Below are 18,456 nucleotides of genomic sequence, written 5' to 3'. Positions count from 1 at the left end.
CGGCAACAGCAATGTGAAGCCGCCTCTGAAGGACACATCCTTCAGAGGCGGTCGAAACGGGGCGGCCCGTCGGGATGACCCGTTTTTAGCACATTTCCCCCTGCCCGGCCATTGCACGGCCGCGCGCTGCGGCGGTGCGCCGCAGCGCAGGCGGGGGAGCTCACCCGATGCTCACTTTGCCGCCATGCGAATGGCACCGTCGAGGCGGATCACCTCGCCGTTCAGGTAGGCGTTCTCGATGATGTGGCGCACCAGCCCGGCGAACTCGGCCGGCTTGCCGAGACGCGACGGGAAAGGAACCATCTTGCCCAGCGAATCCTGCACTTCCTGGGGCATCCCCATCAGCATCGGCGTTTCCATGATGCCCGGCGCGATCGCCATGACCCGGATACCGAAGCGCGACAGCTCGCGCGCCACCGGCAGCGTCAACCCGACCACGCCGGCCTTGGACGAGGCATAGCCTGCCTGCCCGATCTGCCCGTCGAACGCGGCAACCGACGCCGTGTTGACGATCACGCCCCGCTCGCCACCGGCGTCCGCCTCGGCCTTGCTCATGACGTCGGCCGCCAGCCGGATCATGTTGAAGGTGCCGATCAGGTTGATCGACACGGTACGGGCGAACGAATCCAGCCGATGCGGCGCCTCGCGGCCGACGACTTTTTCGGCCGGCGCCACGCCGGCGCAGTTGATGAGGCCGTTCAGGCCGCCGAAGCCCGACACCGCACGATCGATCGCCGCCTTGCCGCTCGCCTCGTCGGTGACGTCGGTGGCGACGAAGGCCGCGGCAGCACCCAGTTCGGTGGCCAGCGCCTCTCCCGCCTCGCGATTGACATCGGCCAGCACGACCCTGCCCCCCGCACCCACCAGCATGCGCGCCGTCGCGGCACCCAGGCCCGAGCCGCCGCCGGTCACAACGAATACACCGTTTTCGATCTGCATCGCCAACCTCCCCGTCTGTAGACTGATATATCTGAACCTCAGCCTGCAAACATAGTTCACGTTGACGTTAACGTCAATAACAACCGACCCTCCGCCCTGGCCCGCCCCTCCCCGCCGGACGGCCCCAAGGCGCCATCTGCGCTCAGACCCGGCTCACGACCTCATCGCGCAGGCGGCTTCGGCTGCCGAGCACCCAGACGACGAACATCGCCAGTACCAACCCCTCGATCAGCATCGCCCGCTGTGCGCCGACCTGTGCCGCCAGCAAGCCGGCAAGCAGACCGCCGATGGCGTCGAAACCGAAGCGCGTCGAACTGAAGAAGGACACGACCCGCCCCCGCAGATGGTCGGGCGCCAGGGTCTGCAACAGCATGTTGGTGGCGACGTTGCCGATCGAGATGCCCAGGCCCAGCATGCCCATGGCCAGCAGCGAGACGGGCAGGAAACGGTTGTACGAGAACACCAGCAGGCCCAGCGCACCGATCGCCGCGCCGCTGAGGATCACCTCCACCAGGCCGGGCAGGTGCTTGCGCGTGGCAAGGAACACCGTGCCGAGGAAGGCGCCCGCGCCGGCCGCCCCCCACAGCATGCCGAGCATGCGCGCATCGCCAGCGAAGACATCCTTCGCGAACACCGGCAACAATACCGCATAGCTCGATGCCGTCAGGTTCGTCATCGCCAGCGTGAGGATCAGCGTCCGGATCGCATACGTACTCCAAACATATGCCAGGCCTTCGCGGAACACCGAGGCCGTGCTGCCGCTCGCGCGCGGCGATGGCGCCACGCGAATCCGCCACACGCCGAAGGCCAGCGCGGCAAACGACAGGGCATTGAGCGCAAAGCAGAATGCCTCCGAAGTCAGCCCGAGCAGCAGTCCGGCCAGCGGCGGCCCGAGAAAACGCCCCGAATTGAAGGCCATCGCATTCAGCGCCAGGGCATTCGGCAGATCGGCCCGGTTGCCGACGAAGCTGTTGATCTGCGACTGCCGCAGCGGCGTATCGAAGGCATTCAACCCCCCCAGCAGCACCGACATCGCGACCAGCAGGTCCGGTCCGACCAGTTCGAACCGGGTCAGCACTGCCAGCGACAGGGCCTGCAGCGCCAGCAAGCCCTGCACCAGGATCAGCAGCCGGCGCTTGTCGTGGCGGTCGATCCAGGCCCCCGCCAGGGGGGCCACCACCAGCATCGGCACCAGCGCGGCAAACGTGGTGATGCCGAGCAGCGCCACCGACCCGGTCAGCCGATAGACCAGCCACGACATCGCCACCTGCTGTATCCAGGTGCCGAGGATCGATACCACCTGCCCCAGGAAGTAATAGCGGAAGTTGCGGTGCCCCAGCGCGCGGATCGGGCCGGGCAAGGCGCTGCGTACCCCAGAGGAATCAGCCTGCATGCCCGGCTCCACCCATGTGAGCCCCGACGACGACCATCACCATGCCCTTCCTTTTCTGCACGCAGGCCGCGCGCCGCAGCAACAGGCCCCCGCGGCCGGAACCGGAAAAGCAAAAAGGCCAGCCCCGAAGGAATGGCCTTTTTGCTTGATTCTGGTGCCGGCAAGAGGAGTCGAACCCCCGACCTTCGCATTACGAATGCGCTGCTCTACCAACTGAGCTATGCCGGCTGAGGGCGCGGACTATAGCCCATTGCCACGGCAGTTTCAAGCAAAGCCCGATTTTTGATTCCGAGTTCGCAAAATCGATGAAAAAAACTTTTTCGCCCATGTTCATTTTTTTGGTCGCCTGCACTACACTTCGCCCCCATTCGGGGCAGGAGGAGACACGCTCCAATCAGAACGCGACGCCGGGGGCATGCCCCCGGCAGCCGCGCCAACGCTGCCGCATGCCGGCGCCCGCACCTGAACCTCCCGTCTTTCCGCTCATCCCGCCATGGCCGGCCTCGACCTCTTCGAAATCGCCCTCATCGGCATTGCCGCATTTGCTGCCGGTGCGGTGAACTCGGTCGCCGGCGGCGGCACCTTCTTCTCGTTCCCGGCGCTGCTCGCGGTCGGCGTACCGCCGGTCATCGCCAATGCCAGCAACGCGGTCGCGCTGTGGCCAGGCAGCCTTGCCGGCGCCTGGGCCTTCCGCCGCGAACTCAAGCGCTTCTCGAAGAGCCTGCCGATGCTGTCGGTCGTCGCCTTCATCGGCGGCATCGCCGGCGGCCTGCTGCTGCTGGCGACGTCTAACGAATCCTTCTCCCGGCTGATTCCGTGGCTGCTTCTGGCCGCCACGGTGCTGTTCGCCTTCAGCAACCAGATCTCTGCACTGGTCAAGCGCTGGAAACCCACGCCCGCCGGAACGGATGAACACCACATCGGCCCGGGCGGCTTCGCTTTCCAGCTGGTGGTGTCGATCTACGGCGGCTTCTTCGGCGCCGGCATGGGCATCCTGATGATCGCCGCGCTCGCCATCCAGGGCTTCAAGGACGTGCTCGAGATCAACGCGCTGAAGAACTGGCTGTCGGCCATCATCTACAGCGTGGCGGTGCTCACCTTCGTCATCGCCGGCGCGGTGTCGTGGCCGCACACCATCATCATGATCCTGACCGGCACCGTCGGCGGCTACTGGGGCGCGGCCGTTGCCCGCAAGGTCCCGGCGATCTGGCTGCGGCGCTTCATCATCGGCGTCGGCAGCGTACTGACGGTCTATTACTTCGGCAAGGCGCTCTGAAAGCATGCTTGCCGGCCTGCTCGCCGCGCTCGGCGCCGGCCTGCTATGGGGGCTGGTGTTCCTCGCCCCGCTGGTGCTGGGCGAATACCCGGGTTTCATGCTCGCCGTGGGCCGCTACCTCGCCTTCGGCGTCCTCGCGCTCGGCCTGGCCTGGTTCGACCGTCACGCCCTCGGCCGCCTGAGCCGCGCCGACTGGATCGAGGCCGCCAGACTGGCACTGGTCGGCAACCTGCTCTACTACGCCACCCTGGCCACCGCCATCCAGCTTGCCGGCGCGCCGCTGCCCACGCTGATCATCGGCACGCTGCCGGTGGTGATCGCCGTGTGCGCCAACCTCGCCGACCGCGGCGGCGGGGACGCCGTACGCTGGTCGCGGCTGCTGCTGCCGCTGGTACTGATCCTGGCCGGGCTGCTGGTCGTGCATGGCGACAGCGGTGGCGGAGCCGACGCCAGCCTGCACACGGATACCCTGCCGGGACTCGCCTTTGCCGTCCTGGCCCTTGCCTGCTGGACCTGGTATCCGATCCGCAACAGTCGCTGGCTGCGCGCACGCGGTCCGGGCCTGTCGCGCCCCTGGGCCACCGCCCAGGGGCTCGCGACCTTGCCGATCGCGCTGCTGGCCGGCATCGGCTACGCGGCATGGAACGAGCTGGTGCCCGGCAGCAGCTTCGACTGGCCGCTGGGCCCGCGGCCGGCACTCTTCGCCGGCATGTGCCTGCTGCTCGGTCTCGCCGCCTCCTGGCTCGGCACCTTGCTGTGGAACAAGGCCAGCCACCTGCTGCCCGCCGCCCTGGTGGGCCAGATGATCGTGTTCGAAACGCTCGCAGCCCTGCTCTATGCCTTCATCTGGTACCAGCGCTGGCCCACGCTGGCGGAGGCAGCCGGCATCGCGCTGCTGGTGGCGGGCGTCAGTTTCGGCGTGCGGGTGTTCCGCCGTGGCCAGGACGGGCGGGCTGAAGGCTGAGTGCGCGGCCCTCGCCGCTTGCCAGCATTCGACCGCCGCCCTGCCAGCCTTTATCATCGACCCCCGCGCCGCCACGCATCCCTTCAGCTCGAGGCTCTTCGCCAGCCCGCCACCCCAAGACCATGGACCTCCTCACCCAGATCATCCTCGAGGCTGGCCGCTCCGCGGTGGAGCTGGCGCTGTTCGTGCTGCTGCCCATCATGGTCGTGATGCTGTCGCTGATGCGCCTGCTCGAAGCACGCGGCATGCTCGACTGGCTCGTCGCCCGGCTCGCCCCGCTGCTGCGGCCGGCCGGCCTGACCGGGCTGGGGGTGTTCGCCGCCGTGCAGATCAACTTCGTCAGCTTCGCCGCGCCGATCGCGACGCTGACGATGATGGAAAGTCGCGGCGCCTCGGACCGCCACCTCGCTGCCACGCTGGCGCTGGTGATGGCGATGGCGCAGGCCAACGTCACCTTCCCGATGGCCGCGATGGGCCTGTCCTTCGGGCCGGCGCTGCTGCTGTCGCTGGCGGGCGGCATCGTCGCCGCGGCAGTGACCTACCATGGCTTCGGCCGCCGCCTGTCGGCAAGCGAAGCGAAGCTCGACGAAACCCTGCACCACCGCGTCGCCGACGATGCCAAGGGCGTGCTCGACGTCATCAACCGTGCCGGCGCCGAAGCCTTCAAGATTTCCGTCGGCTCGATCCCGATGCTGGTGCTGGCACTGGTGGCCGTGATGGCGCTGCGCGCCAGCGGCACGATCGACGCGCTGACCGGCGCGCTGACGCCAGTGCTGAATTTCCTCGGCATCGATCCCGCGCTGATCCTGCTGACCCTGACCAAGTGCATCGCCGGCGGCACGGCGATGATGGGCGTGATGGACGAGATGCTGAAATCCGGCGCGGCCAGCGTGGCCACCCTCAATGCCAGTGCCGGCTTCCTGATCCACCCGCTGGACGTGGCCGGCGTCGCCGTCCTGATCTCGGCCGGGCCACGCGTGGCCCGGGTATGGAAACCCGCCGCGCTGGGCGCTGTCTGCGGCATCGCGCTGCGCACTGCGGGCCATGCGCTGCTGCCGGCATAGGCCCGGCCGGAGCCATCCCCTTTTCCACCCCCACCCTCCGCCACATTCACGAATCCCATGATCGCAGCCCTTACCCTGCTACTCGTGTTCCAGCTCGCCGGCGAAGTCATCGCACGCGGGCTCGGCCTGCCGGTGCCCGGCCCGGTGATCGGCATGGCACTGCTCTTCCTCGCCCTGCTGCTGCGCGGCGGGCCGGGCGAAAACCTGCGCCAGTCCGCCGGCAAGCTGTTGCAGCACCTGTCCTTGCTGTTCATCCCCGGCGGCACCGGCATCGTGCTCTATGGCGACCTGATCGCGGCCGAATGGCTGCCGCTGGCCGCCGCGCTGGTCGGCAGCACCTTCCTTGCCATCGTCGTCACCGCGCTGGTGCTCGACGCGCTGATCAAGCGGCGCAAGGCCGGCGGGAGCGCACAACCATGACCCCCCGCCTGACCGAACTCTGGGTCTACCTGTCGGCCTCGCCGCTGCTGGGCCTGACGCTGACGCTGGTCGCCTACCAGGCCGCCTTCTGGCTGTACAAGCGTGCCGGCTACCACCCCCTCGCCAACCCGGTGATGCTCGCGATCATGATGGTGGCCACGGTGCTGGCCCTGAGCGGCATGGACTATGGCGCCTATTTCGACGGTGCCCAGTTCGTGCATTTCCTGCTCGGCCCGGCAACGGTGGCGCTCGCCATCCCGCTCTACGCCCAGTGGCCGCGCCTGAAGGCGATGGCCGGGCCGCTGATGATCGCGCTGGCGGTCGGTTCGCTGACGGCCGCACTGTCGGCCTATGGCATCGGCGCCCTGCTCGGTGCCAGCCAGCCTTCGCTGATGTCGCTCGCGCCCAAGAGCGTGACCATGCCGATCGCGATGGCGGTGGCGGAGCCGCTCGGCGGCCTGCCGGCGCTGGCCGCGGCGCTGGTGATGCTGACCGGCGTGCTCGGTGCCGTCTGTGCCCCCTATCTCTACCGCTGGCTGCGCATCGACGACTACGCCGTCCGCGGCTTTGCCATCGGCCTGGCATCGCACGGCATCGGCACTGCACGGGCCTTCCAGGTCAGCGAGCAGGCGGGCGCCTTCGCCGCGCTGGCGATGGGACTGAACGGTCTCCTCACCGCGCTGTCCCTGCCCTGGATCATGCCCTGGCTGGAGCGGTTGCTCGGTCGCTGAGCTTCCCCTCCACGCCTGGCGCCGTAACGAATCGATGCCGAGGACGCACGCTTGCTGACCGCCTTCCAGCGCTGGATAGACCGCAACATTCTCGAACTCGGCCGTGAAATGCGGCTCTCCTACCTGCCGCCGCTGATGGTGTATTGCGCGGCAGGCGTATCGACCTTGACCGCCATCGTCGGCACCTTCTTCGTCAAGGACCATCTCGGCCTGTCGGCGGCCTTCCTCGCCGCGCTTGCCTTCTGGGCCTACATTCCGTGGTCGCTGAAAATGCCGATCGGCCACCTGGTCGACCTGCTGTGGCGCTACAAGGCCGGGCTGGTCTATCTGGGCGCCGCGCTGATCGCCGTCAGCCTGCTGATCATGATCGGCCTCGTCGGCAAGCCGGACGCGATGCGCGCGGTGATGCCTGCCAAAGCCTGGTTCGTGCTGTCCACGCTGCTGTCGCCGGTCGGCTACGTGCTGCAGGATGCGGTCGCCGACGCGATGACGGTCGAAGCCGTGCCGCGCGTCGATGAGCACGGCCGGCCGATCGATGCCGGCACCGTGCGCCTGATGCACACCACCATGCAGATGCTGGGCCGCGTCGCCATCATCGGTGGCTCGGTGCTGGTGTCGCTGGTCAATGTGGCGATGTTCCAGGGTTCGGAGAATCTGTCCGAAACCGACAAGGCCGCCATCTACCTGCGCATCTACGAACTGGCGCTCGTCATCCCGCTGCTGTCGGTCAGCGGCGTGGTGCTGGCGGGCGTTCTCAAGCGCCGCGAAGCACGCCGGCTGGCCGCACGCGGGCACAGCTCCGCCGACATCGAGCGCATGCTTCATGCGCCGGAAGAAAAAACCCAGGCCAACTGGTGGATCCTGGGCGGCAGCGCGGCCTTCGTCGCCCTGAGCATCGGCGTCGGCCTGTCCGGCTTCGCCTATGCGCAGGAAATCATCTTCGCCACCTCCTTCGCCATCATCGGTTTCATGATCCACCGGCTGCTGCGCGAACTCTCGCCCGAGGCCGCGCGCACGCTGCTCGGCACCATCATCGTCATCTTCGCCTTCCGCGCGCTGCCGCTGCCCGGTGCCGGCATGACCTGGTGGATGATCGACGAACTCGGTTTCGACCAGAGCTTCCTGTCCCGCCTCGACCTGCTCGTCAGCACCCTGACGCTGGCCGGCCTGTTCCTGTTCCGCCGCTTCATGGCGGAAAAGACCATCGTCGACATCGTCATCTTCCTGACGCTCGCCTCGACCCTGCTGTCGCTGCCCGCCATCGGCATGTTCCACGGCCTGCACGAATGGACTGCCGCCCATACCGGCGGCGTGGTGGACGCGCGCTTCATCGCGCTCGCCAACACCGCGCTCGAATCGCCGCTCGGCCAAGTCTCGATGGTGCCGATGCTGGCGTGGATCGCCAATTCCGCGCCGTCCCACCTGAAGGCGACCTTCTTCGCCGTGATGGCCTCCTTCACCAACCTGGCGCTGTCGGCCTCGCAACTCGGCACCAAGTACCTGAACCAGATCTTCACCATCACCCGCGAGGTGAAGGACGCCGCCACCGGTATCGTCGCCACGCCCGCCGACTACGGCCACCTGGGCGCCCTGCTCGTCACCGTGACCCTGGTCGGCCTGCTGCTGCCACTCGGCGCCATCCTGCTGACGCGGCTGCTGGGGCTGCGCAGCGCCTGAGCCGGCAGCAAGCCTGCTACGGCCGCCGGCGCGCCGACAAGGCGCAGAAGCGCCTCAAGGTATCGAGGGCGAATTCGCGCTCGTCCTCGTCGAGCGCGCACAACTGCATGGCAAGCCGGGTCACGTCGCCAGACAGGCCCGGCGGGCGCCCCGTTCCGCCCGCCGGCTGCCAGGTCACGCGTTGACCTTTCGCATTGTCTTCCGCGCCGGGCTGGCGGACACTTGAGGCCATTCCACAACCCTGGAGGCCCACGATGACACCCAGCTCGGTACACGACATCCGCAACCTCGCCCTGTTCGGCCATGCCGGCTGCGGCAAGACCACGCTGATCGAGACCCTCCTCGCCGCCGCGGGCGAGATCGGCACGGCCGGCAGCGTCGAGCGCGGCGACACCGTGTCGGACTTCGACCCGCAGGAAAAGGCCATGGGCCACTCGCTGCATGCGGCGCTGGTGCATCTGGAATGGGCCGGACACTGGATCAACCTGCTCGACACTCCGGGTCTGCCCGATCTCGCCGGCCGCGCGCTGGTCGCGCTGCCGGCGGTCGACACCGCCGCGGTGGTCATCGATGCCGCCGCCGGCGTCGAAAGCGTCGCCCGTCGCATGATGGCAGCGGCGCAGGGCAAATGCCGCATGATCGTGGTGAACAAGATCGACGCCGGCGGCGTCGACTTCGGCGCGCTGATGGAAGCGATCGTCGCCGAATTCGGCCGCGAATGCCTGCCGATCAACCTGCCATCGAGCGACGGCGGCCGCGTCATCGACTGCTTCTTCGCCCCGCAGAACGACGCCGCCACCGCCTTCTCCAGCGTCGGCGCGGCCCATGACGCGATCGTCGACCAGATCGTCGAGCTCGACGAAGAGTTGATGGCGAAGTACCTGGAACAGGGCGAATCGCTCGACCCCGAACAGTTGCACGCGCCTTTCGAACAGGCCTTGCGCGAAGGCCATCTGGTGCCGGTGTGCTTCGTCTCCGCCCGCAGCCGCGCCGGCGTGCGCGAATTGCTCGACATCCTCGGCAAGCTCGCGCCCGACCCCACCGAGGGCAATCCACCGGCCTTCCTGAAAGGCGAAGGCGCCAATGCCGAGCCGGTCGCGGTGCTGCCCGAGGCCGACCGCCATGTGGTCGCGCACGTGTTCCAGATCGCCAACGACCCCTATCGCGGCAAGCTGGGGTTGTTCCGCGTCCATCAGGGCAGCGTCACGCCCAGTTCGCAGCTTTTCGTCGGCGACGGCCGCAAGCCCTTCAAGGTCGCCCACCTGCTGCGCATGCAGGGCAGGACCGCGGTGGAGACCGCACTCGCGGTGCCCGGCGACCTGTGCGCAGTGGCGCGCGTCGACGAGTTGGCGCGCGACGCGGTGCTGCACGACTCGCACGACGAGGACTTCTTCCATCTCGCCCCCACCGCCTATCCGCAGCCGGTGTTCGGCCTCGCGCTGATGACGCGCAAGCCGGCCGACGAGCAGAAGCTGTCCGAGGCGCTGGCCCGGCTCACCGAGGAAGACCCCTGCCTCGAAGTGAGCTTCGACCACCGCAACCGCCGCACCGTGGTGCGCGGCCTGGGCGAACAGCACCTGAAGATCGTGCTCGACGAACTGGCGGCGCGCTGGAACCTGCAGCTCGATACCGCGCCGCCCAGCATTCCCTACCGCGAGACCATCAGCGTGGTCGCCGAGGCGCGCTACCGCCACAAGAAGCAGAGCGGCGGCGCCGGCCAGTTCGGCGAAGTCGCGCTGCGCGTCGAGCCGCTGGAGCGCGGCACCGGCATCGAACTGGCGGACGAGGTCAAGGGCGGCGCAATTCCGACCCACTTCATGCCGGCAGTGGAGAAAGGCGTGCGCCAGGCGCTGGCCGAAGGCGCTTATGCCGGCTTCCCGCTCCAGGATCTGCGCGTGGTGGTCACCGACGGCAAGCATCACGCGGTGGACTCGAACGAAGTCTCCTTCGTCACCGCGGCCCGCCATGCGCTGATCGAAGCGGTGCTGGCAGCCAGGCCGCAAGTGCTGGAGCCGCTGCTCGACGTGCAGGTGAAAGTGGCCGATGCCCGCTTCGGCGACGTCAGCGCCGAGCTGGCCGGGCGCCGCGGCCGCCTGACCAGCACCGACAGCCCGACGGCGGGATGGACGCTGATCTCCGCCCGCGTGCCGATGGCGAGCCTGGACGGCTTCGAAAGCCGGCTGAAATCCATCTGTGCCGGCGAAAGCGAGTTCATGCTCAGCGCCGGCGGCTACGAGGCGGCGCCGGTCGAGATCCAGAGCCAGCTGGCGCAGGCCCACGCCGGCAACGGGAACGGCAATGGCGGCAACGGCGCGCACTGAAACGGGACGAAGCGCGACCCCTCGCCGCCGGCCGGGCCGGCGGCGAGGCCGTGAGCGGACATGAGGACGGAACTGAGCACGGCGCAACGCGCCTATTGGCGCCGCAACCTGCTGCTGACCTGCGGACTGCTGGCGGTGTGGTTCGGCGTGACCTTCGTCGCCGGCTATTTCGCCGACGAGCTCAACGCCATCCACTTCCTCGGCTTTCCGCTGGGCTTCTACATCCTCGCTCAGGGCTCGCTGGTGGTCTATCTGCTGATCATCATGGTGTATGTGATCGTGATGGGCCGCCTCGACCGGCGCTACGGCATGGGCGAGCAGCAGTGAGCGGCGCCCTGAGGATCAGCCGTCCGCATTGACGGCGCCCGGAAGGGTTCCGGTTCAGTTGCCCGTGCCGCCAGCCGGCTTCCCGTGGCCGCCGCGTTTTTTCAGCACCAGGGGGTGCGCCTGGCGGCCCAGGATGAAATCGAGGATGAACTTCATCCAGATCGTCGATCCCGCAAGTGCGCTCCAAGTCTCGAAGTCGAGACGCGCGGTCAGGATGCCGAAGATCGTGAAGAGGATGACACCACCGCCGATCAGATTGATCGCTGCGGCGTAAGGCGCATAGCGAGCCGGATTCGCCGGCGCTTCGCCACGCTTCAGCGCGACCTCGGAAAAGTCGCGTTTCGCCAGGATGCGCCAGGCTCGTCTCAGCCAGAAGAAGGCGATCGGAAACAGCGCCAGAAACAGAATCCAGTTGAGGGCCACGCTGATATCGAAAACCATGAACGACTCCATCGAGGCGTGGCACAGCGGCCGAATGGCCGGGTGCACATTACTTCAGGATGAAAGCCCCGCCGCCTGAGCGAGCGGGGCTTCCTTTCTGCGCGGCCCCTGACGGGCACCGCGCCTCATTCACTGCATGCCCGGATCAGTGGGCGCCATCCACGGCCGACGAACCGCGCGGGACGCGCACGGCTTCGACCATGTGCTGGATATGCTCCGGCGGCTCCTTGGTGACCTTGTCGACCAGGAAGGCAACCAGGAAGTTCACCCCTGCACCGACCGCGCCAAAGGCCTCGGGCGTGATGCCGAAGAAGCTGTTCGGGCCACCGATCAGACCAACGTATTCGGTACCCTTGATGAAGAACAGACCCTTGTGGGCAAACACGTAGAACAGCGTGACGAACAGGCCGGCCAGCATGCCCGCGATCGCACCTTCCTTGTTCATCTTCTTGGAGAAGATGCCCATCATGATCGCCGGGAACAGCGAGGAGGCCGCAATACCGAAGGCCAGCGCCACCGTGCCGGCCGCGAAGCCCGGGGGATTCAGACCGAGGTAGCCGGCGACGACGATCGCAACCGCCATCGAGATCTTGCCGGCCATCAGCTCGTTCTTCTCGCTGATGTTCGGGTTGAACACGCCCTTCACCAGGTCATGCGACACCGCCGACGAGATCGCCATCAGCAGGCCCGCGGCGGTCGACAGCGCGGCAGCCAGACCACCGGCAGCAACCAGCGCGATCACCCAGTTCGGCAGCAAGGCGATTTCCGGGTTCGCCATCACCATGATGTCGGGGTTCACCGTCAGCTCGTTGCCCTTCCAGCCCGCCGCTTCGGCCTTGGCCTGGGCTTCGGGATTCTTGGTGGCGTCGTTGTAGTACTGGATGCGGCCGTCGCCGTTCTTGTCCTCGAACTTCAGCAGGCCGGTTTTCTCCCAGCGCTTCATCCAGTCAGGACGATCCTCGTACCGCAGGCTGGCTTCGGTCGCGTACAGATCGGCATTTGCCGCCACGACGTCCGGATTGACGCCCAACTGGCCGTCGGCCTGGGTCTCGAGGCCCACCGCGGAGTTGACCGTGCCGTGCAGGTTCAGCTTGGCCATCGCGCCGACTGCCGGGGCGGTGGTGTACAGCAGGGCGATGAAGACCAGCGCCCAGCCTGCCGAGCTGCGTGCGTCCTTCACCGTCGGCACGGTGAAGAAGCGCATGATGACGTGCGGCAGACCCGCGGTGCCGATCATCAGCGACAGCGTGTACATGAACATGTTCAGCATGCTGCCCGGCATCGAGGTGGTGTACTGGTCGAAGCCCAGGTCCTTGACCACCAGATCCAGCTTGGCAAGCAGCGAGGTCTCGGTGCCGACGATGTCGGAGCCGAGGCCGAGCTGCGGGATCGGATTGCCGGTCAGTTGCAGCGAAATGAAGAAGGCCGGCACCAGGTAGGCCGCGATCAGCACGCAGTACTGCGCGACCTGAGTGTAGGTGATGCCCTTCATGCCGCCGAACACCGCGTACATGAACACGATCGCCATGCCGATGTAGATGCCCGCCTCGCTCGAGACGCCCAGGAAGCGGGAGAAGGCCACGCCCACGCCCGTCATCTGGCCGATGATGTAGGTCAGCGAAGCAACGAGCAGGCAGGCCACTGCCACCGTGGAAGCCGTCTTCGAGTAGAAGCGGTCGCCGATGAACTGCGGCACGGTGAACTTGCCGAACTTGCGCAGGTAGGGCGCCAACAGCATCGCCAGCAGAACGTAACCGCCGGTCCAACCCATCAGGAACAGGCCGCCGCCGTACCCCATGTTGGCAATCAGGCCGGCCATCGAGATGAAGGACGCTGCCGACATCCAGTCGGCAGCGGTTGCCATGCCGTTGGTGACCGGATGGACACCGCCGCCGGCAACGTAGAACTCACTGGTGCTGCCGGCACGCGCCCAGATGGCGATGCCGATGTACAGCGCAAAGGACGCGCCGACCACCAGATAGGTGATTGTCTGAAGATCCATCTATCTCTCCCCTTATTCTTCGTGGACGTCGAACTGGCGGTCGATGTCGCCCATCTTCTTCGCGTAGTAGAAGATCAACGCGATGAAGATGTAGATCGACCCCTGGTGAGCGAACCAGAACCCCAGTGGATAGCCGCCCAGCGAGATGCTGTTCAGCGCTGACGCAAACAGGATGCCTGCGCCGAACGAGACCAGGAACCAGATGATCAGGATCTTGGTCAGCAGGCCCAGTACCGTTCCCCAGTACGTCTTGCCGTTGTTTTCCATGATGTCTCCTCTTCGGAAATTTCCGTTTCTCCGCGGCAACGAAAGCCGACCGGAAGCGGTCGGCTCTCAATACAGCGACTTCATTATGATCAAATCAAACTTACTTATTTCTTACAGCCGGTAACATCGGCGAAACCTACCTTGTGCAAGAGGTCTTCATTCATGAACATGGTCTGACGAGCCGGCAGGGCGATGGAAATCTGCGGAAGTCGTCAGAACCGCATGAACTCGCCGCCTGGGTGCTCATGGATTGCCCATGAGACAGACACGGAGCTGCCAGCGCATGCCTTTTGGGCAGCTTAGTCGATATGCAATTTCCTAATGCGCGGCGACGACCGCCGCCGCGCGATGGGCTGGTCAGAACCCCATGCCCGGATTGCCGCTCATGTTCTTCAGCTCCGGCAGGTTCAGCGCCTGCTGGGTGACCAGCTTCTGCGCACGCAGATGGCTGGCCACCACGTCCCACACGGCGGGGCCCGAATCCCTCGCCTCTTCCGCCACCGGCGCCCAGCCGGCGACCTTGTAGGTCTTGCCCGGTTCGATGCGCCTGCCCTTCAGCATCATGTCGTCGATGCGCCGCCCCATCGGCGCAGTGGGGTCGCAGGTATATTGCAGGCCGCCCACCCGCACCATGTCGCCGCCCTGCTGGTAGTAGGGGTCGGGGTTGAACAGGTTGTCGGCGACGTCCTCCAGGATGGTCTTGATCATCTCGCCGCTCATCTCGGTGAGCGTGGTCCACGGATAGGTGATCGCGGTCTGATCGAGCAGGTGTTCCATCGTGATGGTGTCGCCCGGCAGCAGCGAAGTGCCCCAGCGAAAGCCGGGCGAGAACGCCAGTTCGGCATCTTTTTCGGCGATCAGCGCATCGACGATGAGCTGGTCCCACGAACCGTTGAAGTTGCCGCGGCGGTACAGCAGGCCTTCGGTGACGGCGAGCGGCTCGCCGAGTTTTTCGAGGAAGGGCGCGCGGACCTTGTCGATGAAGGCGGCCATGTCCGGGTCGGCCGGCAGCAGGTTGGCGAATACCGGCAGCAGCCGGTAGCGGAAATCCGCCACCTTGCCGTCCCTGACGTCGAAGTCCATCACGCCGAGGAACTTGCCGTTGGAGCCGGCATTGGTGACCAGGGTCTTGCCGCCCGCGTTGTCCACCACGGTCGGCGCCGGCATGCCATCGTGGGTGTGGCCGCCGAAGATGGCGTCGATGCCGGTGACGCGGCTGGCCAGCTTGAGGTCGACGTCCATGCCGTTGTGCGACAGCACGACGACCACCTGGGCGCCTTCCGCCCGTGCGGCATCAACCGCCTCCTGCATGCCCTGCTCCTGGATGCCAAAGCTCCAGTCCGGCGTCATCCAGCGCGGATTGGCGATCGGCGTGTAGGGGAAGGCCTGGCCGACGATGGCCACCGGCACGCCGTTGATGTTGCGGATGACGTAGGGCTTGAAGACCGGATCCTCGAAATCGGTGGTCTTCACGTTCTGGGCGACGATGTCGATGCGGCCGGCGAAATCCTTCTCCTCGATCTCCTTGACGCGCTCGGCGCCATAGGTCGATTCCCAGTGCAGCGTCATCACATCCACGCCGAGCAGCTTGCAGGCGTCGACCATGTCCTGCGCCTTCGTCCACAGCGCGGTGGCCGAGCCCTGCCAGGTGTCGCCGCCGTCGAGCAGCAGCGCGCCGGAGCGGCTGGCCTTCAACTGTTTGACCAGCGTCGCCAGGTGGGCGAAGCCGCCGACCCTGCCGTAGGTCTTCGCCGCCTCGACGAAATCCAGGCAGGTGAAGGCATGCGCCTCGATGCTGCCGGGCCGGATGCCGAAGTGCTTCAGCAGGTGCTCGCCGACGAGGTGCGGCACCTTGCCCGACATGTTGCCGATGCCGAGGTTGACGCTGGGCTCGCGGAAATGGATCGGCAGCAGTTGCGCGTGGCAGTCGGTCATGTGCAGCAGGCTGACATTGCCGAACGCAGGCATGTCGTACAGGGCGGCGGCCGCTTGCTGCGCGCGCGCGAAACCCGAATGCAGGCTCATGCCGCCAGCCGCTGCCACCGCCAGCATCTGCATGAATTCACGACGATTCATCGACATGGATCATTCCTTTGACGAAAAAATGCCCCCACGCTCCGCCGCTGCGCGGGCCGCAAGAGGGCCAGCTTTGCACAGCCGGCCCGTTCCGCAGGCACGGAGCAGTGCTCCGCGAAACCCCTGCTCCCCCCGAGGGGGCTGTTTTCCCTTGGGGCGGCCCGGCGGCAAAAAAAACGGCCCGGGGCCGGAGCCTCGGGCCCTGCGCGATGGCATCAGCGGACGGGGCTTACTGGTTGACCGGCGAAGCGGGGTCGAACAGGAAGGCCATCACGTGGCGAATCTGGGCTTCGGTGAGGATGCCGCCGTAGCCATTGCGCGGCATGTCGCTGCAGGCGTGGTAGGCCTTGGCGTTCCACAGCTTGCCCCAGGTGTATTTGACGATCTCCTCGCCGTTGCCGCGAAGCTTGGCATAGCCTTCGAGGCTGGGGCCGATGGTGCCTTCGGACACTTCGTTCGGATCCATCGCGTGGCAGTTGTAGCAGCCGCCGCCGTTGTTGTTCGGCGTCTTGTCGGTCCAGGTCAGGCCGCGGCCGCTGGCGGCGATCTTCTGCCCTTCCTTCCAGTCGCCGCCGGTGTAGTTGCCGTCGGCCGGCCACCGGATCTTGGCCATCTCTGCGGCCTGCAGCCGCTGCATGGTTTCCGCGCCCGGAGGCGTCGGGCTGGAGCACGCTTGCTGGATCTCGTCCTGCTTCTGGCGGTCGAGGCTGGCGATGCCGTTCGCCTTGAAGGAGCTCAGCATCATCTCCTCGACCTTGGTCTGCAGTTCGTCGGCCACGGCGACGGAAGTGCACAGCGCCAGCGGCACGGCAATGAACAGTTTTTTCATGTCGTTCGCTCCCTCAGCGCTTGACGCCGGGCCACTTGGCCTCGATGCCGTTGCCCTTGCCCGCCATGAAGGTGGACAGCGCGATGATCACGTCCGAACCGAAGATCGGCTCGGCCGCACGCTGCTGGCGGAAGCAGTCCCACAGGCGGTGCTGCATGGTCCAGAACTGCGAGCTGGACACCCGGTAGGCCGGCCACGAACCCCAGCCTTCGGCCGCGCCTTCACGGGTGGTGATGTTGGGCAATTGGGTGGCGCGGATGCGCTTGCCGTCCTGGCTGTGGCAGGACGCACAGGAGAAGTCCATGACCCCGAGCCGGTAGTAGAAAGTCCGCTCGCCGAGCTCGTACATCTCCTTCACTTTCGGGTGCGACAGATCGATGGCGATCTTCTCGCCCTTGGAGTGGGTGACGACATAGGCCACCAGCGCCGCCAGCCTGGCGCGCTCGCCCTGCAGGAACTTCCCGTCGATGATCTCCTTGGACGGAATGCCCTGCAGCGTTTCCATGCAGTACATCAGGCGCGTTTCGATGTCCTGCACCCTGCCCGCGTCCTCGAAGTAGCGCGGCAACTGCGCTGCGGCACCCGCGACCACGCCCGCTCCAAGGCCCAGGTCGCACTGTTCGAGCGTGGCGTTCTTCGGTCCGCGCGCGGTGCGCCACAGTTCCTCGCCTTCCATTTCGTAGAGTTCGGCCGGATTTCCATCCGCCAGCATCTCGCGATAAGCGTCGAAATTGAGTTCTTCCTGCGCCGACGCGGGCGCCGTCAGGGCAATGCCGACGCACACGGCGACGGCCTTGATTCGTTTTCTCATTTTTTCTCCTCCATGGCTTCCATGCCGCCATGCTCTCCGTTACTCGCCTGCGCTCGTCCTTGCCGCCCCCGCCTGGCTGCGGACACGACGGGCATCAGGCGATCTGGGCTTCGTCGGTGCGGGAGTCGCCCTTGTTGTCCACCCAGCTGACGGTGACCTTGTCGCCTTTCTCGCCCCCCTTGAACTTGAAGGCGAGATAGGGATTGGTGGAAACGGACGGGCCGAATTCGGCGCTCAGCACGAGCTTGTCGTTGTGCCTGGCGGTCAGTTCGGTGATGAAGTGGGCCGGAATCACTTCGCCGGACGAATCCTTGCGCTGGCCGGTTTCCATGACGTGCGACATCAGCACACGGACTTCGGTGACGCCATCCTTGGCGGCGGCGCGAATACGCATCGGGCTTGCCATTTCGATATTTCTCCTGAATCTCTTCGTCGATCAGCCGCCGCAGCCGCCGAGCGTGACCTTGACTTCTTTCTTGGCCATGTAGAACTTGCCGTCGGCCTTGACCAGGGCATAGACGTCCGAGGTCTGCCCCATCTTGACGCGCGTCTGCACCTCGGCCTGGGTACCTTCGGGAATCGTGAAGCTGGCGGCGAGCATGTACGGATTCTTCTCGATCATGATCGCGACGTATTCGGTTCCCGGAAGCTTGCTGACCACGCCGACCGGTACCACGGCACCGTTCTCGGCGATGTCCGGCGTGTTGAGGACCACGTCGTCGCTCACGGCCGGCTTGCCGGCACCGAGCACTTCGAACGCCGCATCCAGGCTCTTGGCGCCGAAGGCCTGCTCGTTCCAGGCCGCGTGAGCCGTTTCCGGCCTGATCAGGCCCACCGTGGCCAGCAGCCCGAGCACCCCCAGGCCACCGCCTGCCTTCAGGGCATCCCTGCGTTGATGATTCATCCCGTCTCTCCTTA

19 protein-coding genes and 1 tRNA gene are annotated in these 18,456 nt (G+C 66.4%); 8 read left to right on the top strand and 12 right to left on the bottom strand.

Annotated features, from left to right (window positions below; all coding sequences use genetic code 11):
- Nucleotides 1-171: 171 nt before the first annotated feature.
- From TBU01S_RS08305 to TBU01S_RS08295, 3 genes are all read right to left on the bottom strand, one after another.
- Complete coding sequence (locus tag TBU01S_RS08305) at nucleotides 172-939, bottom strand: 3-hydroxyacyl-CoA dehydrogenase (protein ID WP_068636172.1); 768 nt, start codon at nucleotides 937-939, stop codon at nucleotides 172-174.
- 142 nt (nucleotides 940-1,081) lie between these two features.
- Complete coding sequence (locus TBU01S_RS08300) at nucleotides 1,082-2,332, bottom strand: MFS transporter (protein WP_068636171.1); 1,251 nt, start codon at nucleotides 2,330-2,332, stop codon at nucleotides 1,082-1,084.
- 152 nt (nucleotides 2,333-2,484) lie between these two features.
- A tRNA-Thr gene (locus TBU01S_RS08295) sits at nucleotides 2,485-2,560 on the bottom strand.
- Nucleotides 2,561-2,825: 265 nt separating this feature from the next.
- Here TBU01S_RS08295 and TBU01S_RS08290 point away from each other — a divergent pair.
- From TBU01S_RS08290 to TBU01S_RS08265, 6 genes are all read left to right on the top strand, one after another.
- Nucleotides 2,826-3,608, top strand: coding sequence for a sulfite exporter TauE/SafE family protein (locus tag TBU01S_RS08290; protein WP_068636170.1), 783 nt, complete (start codon nucleotides 2,826-2,828; stop codon nucleotides 3,606-3,608).
- Between the two features lie 4 nt (nucleotides 3,609-3,612).
- On the top strand, nucleotides 3,613-4,572 hold the full coding sequence (locus TBU01S_RS08285) for a DMT family transporter (protein ID WP_068636169.1): 960 nt from the start codon (nucleotides 3,613-3,615) through the stop codon (nucleotides 4,570-4,572).
- Between the two features lie 122 nt (nucleotides 4,573-4,694).
- Nucleotides 4,695-5,636 (top strand): nucleoside recognition family protein, encoded by a 942-nt coding sequence (locus tag TBU01S_RS08280; RefSeq protein WP_068636168.1) that lies wholly within the window; start codon nucleotides 4,695-4,697, stop codon nucleotides 5,634-5,636.
- Between the two features lie 57 nt (nucleotides 5,637-5,693).
- Nucleotides 5,694-6,056, top strand: a complete 363-nt coding sequence (locus tag TBU01S_RS08275; protein ID WP_068636167.1) for a CidA/LrgA family protein — start codon at nucleotides 5,694-5,696, stop codon at nucleotides 6,054-6,056.
- The gene (locus tag TBU01S_RS08270; protein ID WP_068636166.1) at nucleotides 6,053-6,787 is read left to right on the top strand and encodes an LrgB family protein; all 735 of its coding nucleotides are present in this window, start codon (nucleotides 6,053-6,055) and stop codon (nucleotides 6,785-6,787) included. The genes TBU01S_RS08275 and TBU01S_RS08270 overlap by 4 nt, the downstream gene beginning before the upstream one ends.
- A gap of 51 nt (nucleotides 6,788-6,838) precedes the next feature.
- On the top strand, nucleotides 6,839-8,464 hold the full coding sequence (locus TBU01S_RS08265) for an MFS transporter (RefSeq protein WP_068636165.1): 1,626 nt from the start codon (nucleotides 6,839-6,841) through the stop codon (nucleotides 8,462-8,464).
- Between the two features lie 16 nt (nucleotides 8,465-8,480).
- Here TBU01S_RS08265 and TBU01S_RS08260 read toward each other — a convergent pair whose 3' ends face one another.
- Complete coding sequence (locus TBU01S_RS08260; RefSeq protein WP_068636164.1) at nucleotides 8,481-8,696, bottom strand: hypothetical protein; 216 nt, start codon at nucleotides 8,694-8,696, stop codon at nucleotides 8,481-8,483.
- A 22-nt stretch (nucleotides 8,697-8,718) separates the two neighbouring features.
- On the opposite strand from TBU01S_RS08260, the gene fusA reads away from it, so the two are divergent.
- Both fusA and TBU01S_RS08250 read left to right on the top strand, forming a co-directional pair.
- The gene (gene fusA / locus TBU01S_RS08255; RefSeq protein WP_068636163.1) at nucleotides 8,719-10,785 is read left to right on the top strand and encodes an elongation factor G; all 2,067 of its coding nucleotides are present in this window, start codon (nucleotides 8,719-8,721) and stop codon (nucleotides 10,783-10,785) included.
- A gap of 60 nt (nucleotides 10,786-10,845) precedes the next feature.
- Complete coding sequence (locus TBU01S_RS08250; protein ID WP_068636162.1) at nucleotides 10,846-11,112, top strand: DUF4212 domain-containing protein; 267 nt, start codon at nucleotides 10,846-10,848, stop codon at nucleotides 11,110-11,112.
- A gap of 54 nt (nucleotides 11,113-11,166) precedes the next feature.
- On the opposite strand, the gene TBU01S_RS08245 is transcribed toward TBU01S_RS08250, so the two are convergent.
- From TBU01S_RS08245 to soxY, 8 genes are all read right to left on the bottom strand, one after another.
- Nucleotides 11,167-11,553: a hypothetical protein gene (locus tag TBU01S_RS08245; RefSeq protein ID WP_068636161.1), complete on the bottom strand. Its 387-nt coding sequence runs from the start codon at nucleotides 11,551-11,553 to the stop codon at nucleotides 11,167-11,169.
- A gap of 145 nt (nucleotides 11,554-11,698) precedes the next feature.
- A complete protein-coding gene (locus TBU01S_RS08240) occupies nucleotides 11,699-13,555 on the bottom strand; it encodes a sodium:solute symporter family protein (RefSeq protein ID WP_068636160.1) in 1,857 nt (618 codons plus the stop codon).
- A gap of 12 nt (nucleotides 13,556-13,567) precedes the next feature.
- A complete protein-coding gene (locus tag TBU01S_RS08235; RefSeq protein WP_068636159.1) occupies nucleotides 13,568-13,822 on the bottom strand; it encodes a DUF4212 domain-containing protein in 255 nt (84 codons plus the stop codon).
- 357 nt (nucleotides 13,823-14,179) lie between these two features.
- Nucleotides 14,180-15,904, bottom strand: a complete 1,725-nt coding sequence (gene soxB / locus TBU01S_RS08230; protein ID WP_068636158.1) for a thiosulfohydrolase SoxB — start codon at nucleotides 15,902-15,904, stop codon at nucleotides 14,180-14,182.
- Nucleotides 15,905-16,127: 223 nt separating this feature from the next.
- Nucleotides 16,128-16,727 (bottom strand): sulfur oxidation c-type cytochrome SoxX, encoded by a 600-nt coding sequence (gene soxX, locus TBU01S_RS08225; protein ID WP_068636157.1) that lies wholly within the window; start codon nucleotides 16,725-16,727, stop codon nucleotides 16,128-16,130.
- 13 nt (nucleotides 16,728-16,740) lie between these two features.
- Complete coding sequence (gene soxA, locus TBU01S_RS08220; protein ID WP_068636156.1) at nucleotides 16,741-17,538, bottom strand: sulfur oxidation c-type cytochrome SoxA; 798 nt, start codon at nucleotides 17,536-17,538, stop codon at nucleotides 16,741-16,743.
- Nucleotides 17,539-17,632: 94 nt separating this feature from the next.
- Nucleotides 17,633-17,944, bottom strand: a complete 312-nt coding sequence (gene soxZ / locus TBU01S_RS08215) for a thiosulfate oxidation carrier complex protein SoxZ (RefSeq protein WP_068636155.1) — start codon at nucleotides 17,942-17,944, stop codon at nucleotides 17,633-17,635.
- A gap of 30 nt (nucleotides 17,945-17,974) precedes the next feature.
- Nucleotides 17,975-18,442 carry a thiosulfate oxidation carrier protein SoxY gene (soxY, locus tag TBU01S_RS08210; RefSeq protein WP_068636154.1) on the bottom strand — a complete coding sequence of 156 codons (468 nt, stop codon included), beginning with the start codon at nucleotides 18,440-18,442 and terminating at the stop codon, nucleotides 17,975-17,977.
- Between the last annotated feature and the right edge of the window lie 14 nt (nucleotides 18,443-18,456).

Origin of the sequence: Thauera butanivorans NBRC 103042 (assembly GCF_001591165.1) — a bacterium.
Classification (GTDB): domain Bacteria; phylum Pseudomonadota; class Gammaproteobacteria; order Burkholderiales; family Rhodocyclaceae; genus Thauera; species Thauera butanivorans.
This window is presented reverse-complemented; position numbering and strand designations above follow the sequence as displayed.